Raw genomic sequence first — 12,495 nt, 5'->3', positions numbered from 1 at the left:
GACTTAAACGAAATGGCCTCCATAAAACCCGGTGTGATTCAAGGTTTGGAAGCACCTTGGACCTGATTAAAGCAAAGCTTGCCGTCGAATCTCTACAGTCCAATCTTAAGGATGTTGCTCTCGAACTCAGCCACGGCAGGAGTCCTGCTGAACTGAGCGTCCTCCTCAGCGACTACATCAACTTGGCGCTGGAGGAACTCAGCAGCGCCTCTATTTCTATCGAGCGCTGACAAGATATGGGCAGAATGAGTTCATATGGGAATCCTGCTCAGGATCACCTGGAAAAAACCATTTCTCTGGATAGCTTGCTGGATATCGATGCGCCGCATACCTATCTGGTGCGGGCACACGGGGACAGCATGACCGGAGCGGGTATTTTCGACGGTGACGTCCTCGTCGTGAGCCGGGCTCTGACAGCGAGACACGGCGATATCGTCATCGCCGCGATCAATGGCGACAGTTTCGTCAAACGCTTTACCTCGCAAAGCGGGCAATTGGTGCTGTGTTCGGAGAACCCAAGGTATCCGCCTCGGTACATTCTCGAAGGCGATGAGCTGCTTATCTGGGGGGTGGTCACGGACAGCATACGGCGGCACGGCAATCATGGCTGAGCACGTAATAGCCTTGATCGACTGCAATTCCTTTTATGCATCCTGCGAGCGGGTGTTCCGTCCAGATCTAATGAAGACGCCCATCGTTGTGCTCAGCAATAACGATGGCTGTGTCATCGCCCGCTCCGCCGATGCCAGACCCTTCATCAAGATGGGCGCGCCGTACTTTCAGATCAGGGAGACGCTGCGGCAGCACGGCATCATCGCATTCTCCAGTAATTACGAGCTGTATTAAGTTAAGTGGAATGCTTTTGAGCTAGTCTGATTTCGTTGACGCTCAGGGGGCGCCCCATGACCACTCCGCCATTGCACGCACAAGTGTTAGCTCGCCATCCCAGTGCTCAAGAGTGGCTGGAGCTACTGGGTAACCTGGGGCGTGCGCCGGCCACCCTTGACGCCTATGGCCGTGCCCTTGCGCATTACTTGTTACATTGCGAAGGAAGCGGGTTGAGACCCGAATCCGCGACATTCGAACAGGTCACGCTCTACATCCGTGAGCTGTTACCTGGCGCAAAGAATGCAGTGGCAAATTCAACCTTGCAGCAACGGCTCACCGCCATCAGGTTATGGTACGACCACCTGGTTTTCCAGGGACTTCGCAAGCAAAACCCTGTCCCTCGTGGACAACATGGTCGGCTATTACAAGTGCCTGGACATGAAGGGTTCGTCAGGGGCCTGGTCCCACGGCTGACTAAGCTGCCACAGATTCCGATCGATGAGCAATGGCGCCACTTTCTCAGTATTGCGGCCAGGTCGTCTATCCGTGATCGGCTCATGCTGTCGTTGGCGTATTTTGGGGCTCTCCGCCGTTCCGAGTTGATAGCCTTGCGGATTGAAGATTTAGACGTTGCACATCGCCTGATCTCGATTCGAGCGGAAACGACCAAAGGGAAACGCAGCCGTGTCGTGTGCTATAGCCCAGACATTGCACCTACCTTAATAGCGCATCTACATGCTCTTCGCGGCGCGGGCTGGATTCAGGGTTCGTTGTTTCGGTCTGAGTCGGACCGTAATCGAGGCTCGTCACTGACCCGTTGGACGTGGAGTAAGTTGGTCGAAGGGTGGGCCAGGGAAGCAAACCTACCGCACCTGAGCACGCACACCTTTCGCCACCTTCGGCTTACCCATCTGGCCCGTGCTGGCTGGAAGCTTCATGAATTGACCACATATGCTGGCCATCGAGACCCCAAGACTACTTTGGTTTACCTGCACCTGTCGGGCGCCGATCTAACTGCAAAAATGGCGCATTCCGTCGGTAGTCTCGATGCTCGCATGGTCTCTGAGCTCTTCGAGTCTCAGGCATCGCAATGAACGCTCCCTCCCCGTATGTTCCGTTCGATGCGAGCCAGTACGAACGTCAAATCGACCTATCGAGTCTGGAGCTGACCATACTTTCGAATCGCATTCGCCGCTCAGACTGGCGCTACCTACAGTCTGAGGTGCCTGGGCTTATGAGGCCGCTGGCTGATATAGCGGCTCACAGCGGCGTTTCTCGGCGATTAGCAACGTCTTCAGTCGCAACCATTCTTTGGAGTGTCTTCAAGACTGGCAAACCTTACTGGTGTTGGTCTGAGTCGCAGTGGTTGACCTTGCTCTGTAGTCGAGCGGGATCACGACCGTACCTCGCGTCTGTTGCCTACCACCTCGGCGGTTTTCAAACCCCGCAGCGTATCGCCAAATTCCGGCAGCCGGCGATATACGCGTCTTTTATCTTCGGCCATGAAGTGTTCAGACATGAGCACGCTCGCTTGAGCCAATCCTTGAGATCGCTGGGCTACGCTGCCCGCCATCTTGAGCAGTTCCTTTCCAGTGTGCTGGGCGCCTTGATGCTGGAAAACGGCGATCCGCGACTGGAGACGTTCACTGAGGAACTGCTGCTCAAGGGCCAACAGCATCGAAGCGAAGGTATCGCGAGATCAGTCGGAAAGGTGTCTCACGGCCTCGCTGCCATGGGGATTCTGGCGAAACCTCTGCGCATGCGAGGCTATATCTCTTGGCGGAAGAAAAGCATCGAAGGTATCGACGCTGGTTGGACAATGTGGTGCCGTCGCTGGCGAGACACCTCCACCTTGCGCCCCCGCACACGTGAAAGTAATTACAGTTTTATATTGAGGGTCGGTGTCTGGTTAGCGCGTGAGCAACCAAGTATTGCCGCGCCGACCGATTGGAGCATGTCCACATGCGCTGCGTTTATCGCTGCTGTTGACCGGATGAGGGTCGGTGAGTGGGCTTTGGAGTCGGCAAAGGGAACACTGCTCAAAGGACTTGGCCAGCCTATTGCTGCCAATTCAAAGCGTGGCTTTCTGCATGCCTTGCGGCGCTTTTTCACAGACTTTGAACTCTGGGGCTGGGGGCGTCTAAAGTTCAGTCCCCGTCATCACCTGGCCACGCCGCGATCTGTGGCGTTTAATTCGGGCGTCAACCCGCGCGTTATTGATGATTCGACTTGGCTCAAGCTGATCTGGGCGAGCCTAAACCTCGAACGTAAAGATTTACTTTCAGAAATCCACTATCCCCTGTCGATGGTACAAGCCATTGCTGTGGTGTGGACTCACGCGGGCCTGCGCAGCAACGAAATTATGCGGCTGGACAAAGGGTGTGCGCATCCTCAGACCAATGATGTCGTGCACGAGGATGGAACCATCGTTCCAGCGGGGACCTTGTGCTATCTCGATATTCCTGCCAGCAAGACATTCAAAGCGTTCGTCAAACCGGTAGCAGTGGTCGTGAAGGAGCGCATCGACGCCTGGTTGGCGGATCGGCCTACCAATCAGGCCGCGCTGCTCGATGAGCGAACCGGGGAGAAAGTCAGCTACCTATTCCAGTTTCGCGGCAAGCGCATAGGCTCCGGAGTCATCAACGGCACCATCATTCCAATGCTATGCGCCAAGGCAGGTGTGCCGCTAGAGGACAGTCGCGGTCGAATCACCAGCCACAGAGGGCGTGCCTCCGCAGTGACGGCGCTTGCCAGCGTTCCTCAAGGCATGTCGTTGATCGAGCTGATGCAGTGGTCGGGCCACAGCTCGCCAACTTCGACTTTGCACTACATCCGAATTCGGCCAACCAAGCTGGCGGCATCCTTCGTTAAAGCCGATCAAATGGCGCACATGGTTTCCGTCTTGATCGACCATGACGTAATCGCACGCCATTCAGACGAGCCCTACACTTTCTATGACCTGGGCGACTCGTATTGTTCGAATCCCTTCTGGAGCAGCTGCCCACATCGCATGGCCTGCGCGGGCTGCGACTTCAATTTGCCGAAGGTCAGCGCTAAAGCTCAAGTGTTGGAGAGCAAGGCGTCTGCGAGAAGATATCTCGAAACGGTGCCATTGACAGCTGAAGAGCGAGCGATCGTCGAGGGCGACTTAGAGAAGCTGAACGGCCTCATCCGCAAGCTCGACAACGTGCCAACCTTGGATGGAAGAACGCCAGCGGAAATAGGTAAGACGGAGCGATAATCACGACATGAACGTAACCGGCAGCATGACAGGGCGAACGGCCTTGCCAGGGTCTGGCATTCATGCGGGCTTGGGACAGTGGTTAGCATCGAATCTAGAGACCCGACCACGCATAAGCGAACTATCTTCCATGCGAAAACAGAGACCGGATGTTGCTTAATCCCAGTCAAGGCGCCCACCGAAAACCGGTAGGGAAACGACGGCTTCGGTCGGAAGCGCAGTCCCTGCGCTTAGCCCATAGAGCACATTCTCTAACCTGCCAACTCGCAGCACATCCCGTTCGGTCGGATAGTGGCGTAGAAGTCGGTTAGCTTGCTCCCTCAACGACTCGTGAACAGTGGGATCAGCGAAAACCTGCTCCAGAAATTTCCGTGTTTCAACCACGGCGAGACTGCGTTCGTATGGCAGGGTCATTTCCCCTCCAAATTATTCATGCCAATTTGATGGCTGCCCCATTTCGAAACATGGGGCCCGCGCTGTGAAACGATTTCGTAGCTTTCTGTACCGGCTGCTCCATCAGGCGAGCAAAGATCCGTTTTTGGCCCCGCATATCGTGATGATCCGCAGATTACACAATCGTAAGGATTCGAACAGCTTGCTGTCAGCCTCGTAACGCTAGCCTAGACACATTCCCAGACATGAGGTGACCCCAATGAAAAACCTGTTTCGAGCACTTATTCCCCTAGCTTTCATCGTCGTGTCTCCGGCGCTCATTGCCGAAGACGGAAGTGATTATGCTTTAAATAAAGCGCCGTCTGCCCGAGCGCCCCAGATGATCCAAAGTTCATCGCAGCCACGCCAGCAGCTCAACGACGTCGAGCTGGATAAACGCTGTTGCTGATCGTATTGCCTTCGTGTCTCAAGGCTTTATAGGCCAATAGGACCGGCACATCAGAAGCATCGAGGGCTTTCCCGGGACCCGATAACGACCGGCATGACCGCAGCAGGAAGCGGTAAGAACAGCAGACGGTGTCTGCGGACAAACCCCAATCTTCAAACCCGCGATAATTAGGAGTAAGACAATGCGAATAATGACCTATAGCATTTTATTAGCTGCGCTCGTGACCACCGGCGCCAGTGTCGCAGTTTCGGCTGCGACCGACGAAGCCACCAGAGGCAACGAACATCCCATGAAAGACGGAATGATGATGGGCATGATGGACAAAGGCATGATGTCCGAGATGCGCGATTTGATGAAAGATTGTCGGGAAATGATGCACAGCATGCAGACTGACAAGGCGGCAGAATAAAGCCGGTACCGCTTGAATGAAACAGGGGCTCCAGACCGGAGCCCCTGTTTCGTCGTCTATGATGATGGTGTCGGCTCTGCTAGCTCAGCACGTGGCTCCTGCTTGTCTCTCCACTCTGGCGGAGGAACAGCCATTAACAAGCATGCCGCGTTGAACGCCCCTGGACTCCACATCGCGTTCTTCGCCTTCCTGCTGCACTTTGTCTGGGAGCTCATCCAGCTTCCCCTCTTTGCGGGCTTAGAAGACGCTCATTATTTCACGGTCATTTTACATTGAGCCAAAGCCACCGGCGGTGACGTCTTGATCTCGCTTGCAGCTTTCTGGTCCGCTTCCGTGGTTGCGAGGTCAAGGTTCTGGTTTGTTTGCCGTGCAACCTCCTGCTCTCATCATTTTCCTTGCGTCCGGGCTGCTGATCACGATTGTCTTCGAGCCAATGGCTACCGGCCCCTTGCAACGTTGGGAGTACGCCAAAGCCATGCCTTAGTTCCCTTTCATTGAGGTAGGCTTGTCGCCAATCGCTCGATGGATCGTGTTGCCCCTGGTGCAGCTATGGTTCGTGCGAAGGCAGGTGCTAGGCGGTTGCCAGCGAAGCTAGAAACCATGCAGAGTCATGTGACCTGAGCGGGCGCTACCTCAGTCGAGCAGAGCTCGAAACCTAATGCGAAAGAAAGGTCGAACGAATGAGTAGATTATCGCTGCGCGGCAGGATGGCGCTTCTTTTCGTGATCGTCGTGACGGCAGTGCTGAGCTTGGCCGCTGTCAGCTTCGATTATTTCTGCCGTCTGCACTTCAAGCAACAGGACGCAGCAGTGCTTGAGAGCAAGGTTTCAGCTCTGAAATCAATCCTTACGCGGGGAAACAGCCTCGAACCTGAAATGGTTTCGGATATCCACCGGTTAGTCGATACCTCATTCGGCTTCGCCGCAGCGATCCTGGCGGGGGACAGGGTCGTCTATTCACATCACAACTTGTCTGAAGAGCTAGCGGCTTCACTCGGTCCTAGGCAAGGCGAGCGATGGCTGATACAGGTCGGCCCCAACCGCTACAGTGGTATGACAGAACGGATCGAGGGATGGGCTGACGGAGAAGGCGGTACCATTCACCTGGCTATGGATGTCACGCACCGCACCCATTTCTTTGAAATGATCCGGCGGTGGTTTTTCTATACGCTGATTATCAGCGCTGCGCTCAGTGGCGCGCTCGGCTTTGTCTTCATTCGTCGAGGCCTCGAACCGATTTCGAGCCTGTCCCGAACCTCCTCTACCATCACCGCAAACTGTCTGGATACACGGATTTCAACCGAGTCGGTGCCGTCCGAACTTCACGAACTGGTGGATAACTTCAATGCCATGTTGGAGCGCCTCGATCAGTCTTTTCTGAGGCTGTCGAGCTTCTCAGCCGATATTGCCCATGAGCTACGAACTCCGCTCAACAGCATGCTAACCCAGACAGAAGTCGCACTTTTGAAAGAAAGAGACAGTGCTGCCTACAAAGACGTCTTGTTCTCCACCCTCGAGGAGCTTCGTCGCATGTCGCGAATGGTCGACGATATGCTTTTCCTAGCCAAGGCCGACAACGGCATGATCACTCCCGATTTTGAGGATCACGACCTGAGCGCGATTGCTGCAAGCGTGCTGGAGTATTACGAGTACGCCGCAGATGAGAAAGAGATAAAACTGGCCCTGCATAGCACTGGGACCACACAGGTGAAGGGAGACAATCTGATGCTCCGCAGAGCGATCTCAAACGTGATCTCCAATGCTGTCCGCTACGGCGAGCCCGGCTCGACCGTCAACATCAGGGTTTCTAACGCTCGCGAGTGGGTGCGCCTTGAAGTGAGCAATCAAGGGCCAACGATCGCGCCAGACCACATCGATAAGCTGTTTGATCGTTTTTACCGTATCGATACGGCCAGGCGAGAGGGCAATACGCTGAACGCCGGGCTCGGCATGGCCATTACGCGCTCAATTGTCGAGGCGCATGAAGGCTCGATTGACTGCCACTCGGCTGATAGCGTCACAACTTTCCAAATGAAGCTGCCGACAGCTGTTGGCTGACATTGGGTACGTCTGGTCTTTGTTCCATGTGGCTCGGAACTCGCGCTGCTGTTTCCCCTGGCAGCGGCGTAATCCGGAGAGTTCGTCGAGCTTGAAACTATGCGCAGGACATTAAGGTATGCATATGACGAAAACCGACGATTCCTCATTCCAGACCCAGTCGAAGAAGCTCAACCAGCACTGCGTCTGCACCACCCTAGATAGGCCTAAGGTGATGCTGAATCTCGCGGACCTGTTGGGCGATGCGCAAGAGCAGCTGATTTCAAGCCCGACCTGGCACCAGAGTTTTTCAGACGTAGCGGTGTTCGTGCCTGAACGAGACCTGGATTGCATGATGGAGACTGTCCAGGCTTTGGAGACAGCTTCCGCTCTGCCGGGGTTTCGTCAGAAGGTCCTCGGCCGAGCGTCGAAGACTGCGCAGATCAATCCCGGTCCTGTGGGTGCGTTCATGGGCTATGACTTTCATCTTAGCGAAGACGGACCCCGTCTTATTGAAGTTAACACTAATGCTGGAGGTGCTTTCCTCAATGCCACGCTGGCCCGAGCGCAGCTGCAGTGTTGTAGCGGCGCTGCACGAATTGCTTGGGCCGATGATTTTGACCGGCAGGTAATAAGCCAATTCGAGAGTGAGTGGCTTTTACAGCACGGCAATGGAAAGCCGCGGCGCATAGCCATCGTAGATGACCAGCCTACCGAGCAGTATCTATATCCTGAGTTTCGCTTGGCCCAGCAGCTGTTTCGAAACGCCGGAATCGATGCACTCATCGTTTCGCCTTCGGAACTGAGATCTAGCGCCGGCGCGTTGTATCACGACGATAACAAGATCGACCTGGTCTACAACCGCCTGGTGGACTTCTCCCTGCAAGCTCCGGAGCACGCTGTCTTGCGCTCAGCCTGGCTGGATGGGAGCGCTGTGATCACACCAAACCCGTTTACGCATGCCTTGTTCGCCGATAAACGCAACCTGATCGAGTGGTCCGACTTTGACAGCTTGCAAGAGTGGGGCTTAAGCGGTGAAAAAATTGAGCTACTTCGCCGCGGTGTCCCGCGCACGGTTTCGGTGACCGCAGACAACGAGACGGAGCTTTGGCAACAACGCAAGGACTGGTTCTTCAAGCCCGTGGCGGGTTATGGCAGCAAAGGTGCCTATCGTGGCAGCAAGCTCACCAAAGGCACCTATGCCCAGATCCTTGATAGCGACTATATCGCTCAGACCTTCGTTCCGCCGTCGGAGCGGGTGGTCATGGTCGACGGCGAACGGCAAATGCTCAAGGTGGACGTGCGGCTGTATACCTATCGCGGGAATCTGATACTCGCCGCGGCGCGCCTGTATCAAGGCCAGACGACCAACTTTCGCACGCCAGGTGGCGGCTTCGCGCCGATCCTGGTCAGCGCGAACTAGCCAAAACGGTTTCAGTAGGCGCGCAGACCAAGCGTAAGACGAAGACCTAAGGGCTCGTTCCGTCGATAAAATAGCCCATGCCTCGCACGGTATGGATCAACTTGACTGGAAACTCATCGTCAATTTTCGCCCGTAGCCGGCGAACGGCCACCTCGATGATATTGGTGTCGCTATCGAAATTGATGTCCCACACTTTCGAGGCGATTAGCGATTTGGACAACACTTCGCCGCGTCGGCGAAGCAGCAATTCTAGCAGCATGAATTCCTTAGCAGTCAGATCGATCCGGCGCCCACCGCGCTCCACTCTTCGCTTGAGGAGATCCAACTGCAAATCTTCGATGGTAAGCATCGTCTGAACGGTGTTGCTGTTTCCTCGGCGTAGCAGCGACCTGACCCGAGCAAGGAGTTCGGAGAACGCAAATGGTTTAACGAGATAGTCGTCTGCGCCCAGCTCAAGGCCTTTGACTCTGTCCTCGACCCGATCTCTGGCAGTGAGAAACAAGGCAGGAGTGTCGCCTCCTGCGGTACGCACCTTTTCGAGTACTTGCCAGCCGTCTAATCCTGGCATCATCACGTCGAGCACAAGTAGATCGTACTGTTCACCGAGCGCCTGATGGGCCGCATCCGTCCCGTTGGTAACCAGATCCACGGTGAACCCGGCTTCGGTCAGGCCCTGTTTAAGGTAGATGCCCGTTTTCGGTTCGTCTTCGGCAACTAGAATTTTCACAATTGAGCTCCGAGGCAGTTGGCTCATTGTGCCGATGTCGGAGGGGACATTCCATTGCCTTACAAGAATGTAATTCGGCTCAAAGCATAACGGGGCCGGCTGACGGGGCGCGTCCGGGATCTGACCCGAACGCACCAGGCAATTAGCCAGCCATCCGTTCGCATTCATCGGCGCAGGCCATGCAGGCTTCTGCGCAGCGTTGGCAGTGGTCAGCTTCATGTTTTTTGCACTCTTCGCCACAGGCCCGGCAGATCTGAGCGCAGAGGCGGCAGATGTCTGCGGCGTACTCGCTGTCTCGAGCCATAAAGTTGGCAGCGAGCTGGCAAATTTCGGCGCAATCCATGTCCAGCTTGATGCACCGAGCCATCATTTTCACGTCATCTTCGCCTAGGCACGCAGCAGAACATGTCTGGCAAACGATCGCGCAGTTGCTACAGGCCTGGATGCAGGATTGAAATTTGGCATTCATCATTGGTGTTCTCCACAGCTGAAAGTTGGTTCGTGCGGCCTGACTAACCAGGCCACACGTTTGTCGACTCCTGTGGCGGCGAAGAAGTTTGCGCCGTGCGTCTAGCTGACAGAAATGTAATTTTTCGATCAGCGTAGTGACATGTTTGATTTGATATTGTCTACGCGAGACTGTCGTTCTGACGGGCCGACGGTCCGGTTTGTATCTCTGCTACGTTGTACTCCTTCTTAGAGATCCGCGCCCGCTGGGCGCTTTTTTTTTGCGGCTCCCTCACCCTCGACACGAAGCTGACATAAATGTAATCACACGCCCGTTAGCGATATGGCACATTTCAGCTCATCGCTTCGCTAAGACGCGAGTAACCTGATTTTCGAGCACGGGGCACCAAGCCATGCAATACAAGACGTCGAGACGAACCTTTGTGAAGGGATTAGTCGCAACAGGACTGTTCGGGGGCCTTGGGCTGTGGAGATCTCCAGTCTGGGCATTGACCAGTCCCGGCCAGCCAACCGTCCTTGCCGGAACCGAATTCGACCTGGTCATTGGCGAAACGCCTGTGAACATTACGGGCAGCCCGCGGACTGCGCTCACCATCAATGGCACGATTCCTGGCCCTTTGCTGCGCTGGCGAGAGGGCGATACGGTCACCTTGCGGGTGGCCAATCGGCTCCAAGAAGACACATCCATTCATTGGCATGGAATCATTCTCCCAGCGAATATGGATGGCGTCCCAGGCCTAAGCTTCCATGGCATCGCTCCGGACGGAATGTACGAATATAAATTTCAAGTGAACCAGCACGGCACCTACTGGTACCACAGTCACTCAGGTTTTCAGGAGCAGGCCGGGGTTTATGGTCCGTTGGTCATCGACGCTAAAGAACCAGAGCCATTTGAGTACGACCGCGACTACGTCGTCATGCTGACAGACTGGACGGACGAGAGCTCGGACGAAATCATGGCCAAGCTGAAAAAGCAGTCCGACTATTACAACTTTCATCAGCGTACCGTTGCTGACTTCATTCGAGATGCAAAGCAGGACGGGCTGGGCGCGACGCTCGCCGACCGCAAGATGTGGGCGCAGATGAAGATGAGCCCAACAGACCTGGCTGATGTCAGCGGTTACACCTACACCTATCTGTTGAATGGCCTAGCGCCGAACGGCAACTGGACGGGATTGTTCAAACCCGGTGAGAAGCTTCGTCTGCGCTTTATTAACGGTTCGGCCATGAGCTACTTCGACGTTCGTATTCCAGGGCTAAAGATGACTGTGGTGGCCGCAGACGGGCTCCACGTCGAGCCGGTTAGCGTTGACGAATTTCGCATCGCGGTGGCCGAGACTTATGACGTAATCGTCGAGCCTGAGCAGGAACAGGCGTACACCATCTTCGCTCAGTCGATGGATCGCACGGGGTTCGCTCGTGGCACCCTAGCCGTTCGCGAGGGCTTGAGCGCACCCGTTCCCGAGACAGATCCCAGGCCTGAATTAAGCATGCAGGACATGGGAATGGATCACGGAAGTATGGCCGGGATGAGTCATGACTCTAACCAGCCGATGTCTGACATGGACCATGCCCAGATGGGGCACGGCTCGATGGACCACGGTCAGATGGGAGCAATGGATCATGGGGCCATGGGTGCAATGCAGCAGCATCCCGCCACCGAAGAGGGAAATCCTCTGGTCGATATGCAGACCATGACGCCGACGCCAAAGTTGGATGACCCGGGGCTTGGGTTACGCGACAACGGCCGACGTACTTTGACTTATGGCGACCTGAGAAGCGCCTTCCCCGATCCGGACGGGCGCGAGCCGAGCAGAACCATCGAACTGCATCTTACCGGTCATATGGAACGGTTCTCGTGGTCGTTCGATGGCGTCGAGTTTTCCGATGCAGAGCCGCTGCGTCTTACTTACGGTGAGCGAGTCCGCATTACTCTGGTCAACGACACGATGATGACCCACCCGATCCACTTGCATGGAATGTGGAGTGACCTGGAAGACGAAAACGGCGACTTCCTTGTACGCAAACACACGATCGACATGCCACCGGGCTCCAGGCGCAGTTATCGCGTCACGGCCGATGCATTGGGCCGCTGGGCCTATCATTGTCATCTGCTGTTCCATATGGAAATGGGCATGTTCCGTGAAGTCCGTGTTGATGAACGAGCCTGAGGAGTCGCAGCGATGACGGTTTGCAAATACCAGAAACTTACCGGCCGCGCATTCATGGCGGCTTTGCTGAGCGTGGCCTCCCCAATCAGCGTGCTCGCAGCCGAAGGACATACGGGACATCAGGGTGCCTCTCCTTCGGTTGAGCGAAGCGAACAGTCCCCCAGCATGAGCCACAGCCAGCACGGATCGAGCAAAGCGGGGCAAGGTTCGATGCAGCACGGCGATATGGATCACGGCCAGATGGACCACGGTTCGATGCAGAACGGTGATATGGATCACAGCCAGATGGACCACGGTTCGATGCAGAACGGTGATATGGATCACAGCCAGATGGACCACGGTTCGATGCAG

12 protein-coding genes and 2 pseudogenes are annotated in these 12,495 nt (G+C 55.5%); 11 read left to right on the top strand and 3 right to left on the bottom strand.

Annotated features, from left to right (window positions below; all coding sequences use genetic code 11):
- From FZE95_RS19645 to FZE95_RS16725, 5 genes and pseudogenes are all read left to right on the top strand, one after another.
- The coding region (locus FZE95_RS19645) for a hypothetical protein (RefSeq protein WP_223825107.1) at positions 1-230 on the top strand (230 nt) is incomplete at its 5' end.
- 15 nt (positions 231-245) lie between these two features.
- On the top strand, positions 246-611 hold the full coding sequence (locus tag FZE95_RS16740; protein WP_223825106.1) for a LexA family protein: 366 nt from the start codon (positions 246-248) through the stop codon (positions 609-611).
- A pseudogene (locus FZE95_RS16735) lies at positions 604-843 on the top strand (Y-family DNA polymerase); the annotation flags it as partial. The gene FZE95_RS16740 and the pseudogene FZE95_RS16735, both read left to right, overlap by 8 nt.
- Before the next feature lie 59 nt (positions 844-902).
- The gene (locus tag FZE95_RS16730) at positions 903-1,922 is read left to right on the top strand and encodes a tyrosine-type recombinase/integrase (RefSeq protein WP_150302013.1); all 1,020 of its coding nucleotides are present in this window, start codon (positions 903-905) and stop codon (positions 1,920-1,922) included.
- Entirely contained in the window at positions 1,919-4,069 is a 2,151-nt protein-coding gene (locus FZE95_RS16725) for a site-specific integrase (protein WP_150302012.1), read from the top strand. Before FZE95_RS16730 ends, FZE95_RS16725 begins: the two co-directional genes overlap by 4 nt.
- A gap of 156 nt (positions 4,070-4,225) precedes the next feature.
- On the opposite strand, the gene FZE95_RS19985 is transcribed toward FZE95_RS16725, so the two are convergent.
- Positions 4,226-4,483, bottom strand: coding sequence for a BPSL0761 family protein (locus FZE95_RS19985; RefSeq protein ID WP_150302011.1), 258 nt, complete (start codon positions 4,481-4,483; stop codon positions 4,226-4,228).
- 238 nt (positions 4,484-4,721) lie between these two features.
- Here FZE95_RS19985 and FZE95_RS16715 point away from each other — a divergent pair, with 238 nt between their 5' ends.
- From FZE95_RS16715 to FZE95_RS16700, 4 genes are all read left to right on the top strand, one after another.
- Positions 4,722-4,910, top strand: coding sequence for a hypothetical protein (locus tag FZE95_RS16715; RefSeq protein ID WP_150302010.1), 189 nt, complete (start codon positions 4,722-4,724; stop codon positions 4,908-4,910).
- A 181-nt stretch (positions 4,911-5,091) separates the two neighbouring features.
- Positions 5,092-5,319, top strand: a complete 228-nt coding sequence (locus tag FZE95_RS16710; protein ID WP_150302009.1) for a hypothetical protein — start codon at positions 5,092-5,094, stop codon at positions 5,317-5,319.
- 680 nt (positions 5,320-5,999) lie between these two features.
- Positions 6,000-7,376: a heavy metal sensor histidine kinase gene (locus FZE95_RS16705; RefSeq protein WP_150302008.1), complete on the top strand. Its 1,377-nt coding sequence runs from the start codon at positions 6,000-6,002 to the stop codon at positions 7,374-7,376.
- A gap of 118 nt (positions 7,377-7,494) precedes the next feature.
- Positions 7,495-8,778, top strand: coding sequence for a hypothetical protein (locus tag FZE95_RS16700; RefSeq protein ID WP_218573679.1), 1,284 nt, complete (start codon positions 7,495-7,497; stop codon positions 8,776-8,778).
- A gap of 46 nt (positions 8,779-8,824) precedes the next feature.
- Here the strand turns inward: FZE95_RS16700 and FZE95_RS16695 are convergent, their stop codons facing one another.
- Positions 8,825-9,505, bottom strand: coding sequence for a heavy metal response regulator transcription factor (locus tag FZE95_RS16695; RefSeq protein WP_150302028.1), 681 nt, complete (start codon positions 9,503-9,505; stop codon positions 8,825-8,827).
- A gap of 142 nt (positions 9,506-9,647) precedes the next feature.
- Positions 9,648-9,977, bottom strand: a complete 330-nt coding sequence (locus FZE95_RS16690; protein ID WP_150302007.1) for a four-helix bundle copper-binding protein — start codon at positions 9,975-9,977, stop codon at positions 9,648-9,650.
- A gap of 388 nt (positions 9,978-10,365) precedes the next feature.
- Between FZE95_RS16690 and FZE95_RS16685 the strand changes: the two genes are divergently transcribed.
- Together FZE95_RS16685 and FZE95_RS19825 are read left to right on the top strand one after the other, a co-directional pair.
- Positions 10,366-12,144 carry a copper resistance system multicopper oxidase gene (locus FZE95_RS16685; protein ID WP_150302006.1) on the top strand — a complete coding sequence of 593 codons (1,779 nt, stop codon included), beginning with the start codon at positions 10,366-10,368 and terminating at the stop codon, positions 12,142-12,144.
- A gap of 12 nt (positions 12,145-12,156) precedes the next feature.
- A pseudogene (locus FZE95_RS19825) lies at positions 12,157-12,495 on the top strand (hypothetical protein); the annotation flags it as partial.

The sequence above is a fragment of the Pseudomonas profundi genome (assembly GCF_008638305.1).
GTDB lineage: Bacteria > Pseudomonadota > Gammaproteobacteria > Pseudomonadales > Pseudomonadaceae > Halopseudomonas > Halopseudomonas profundi.
The sequence above is the reverse complement of the archived record's forward strand: the minus strand, read 5'-3'. Positions and strand labels throughout refer to the sequence as shown.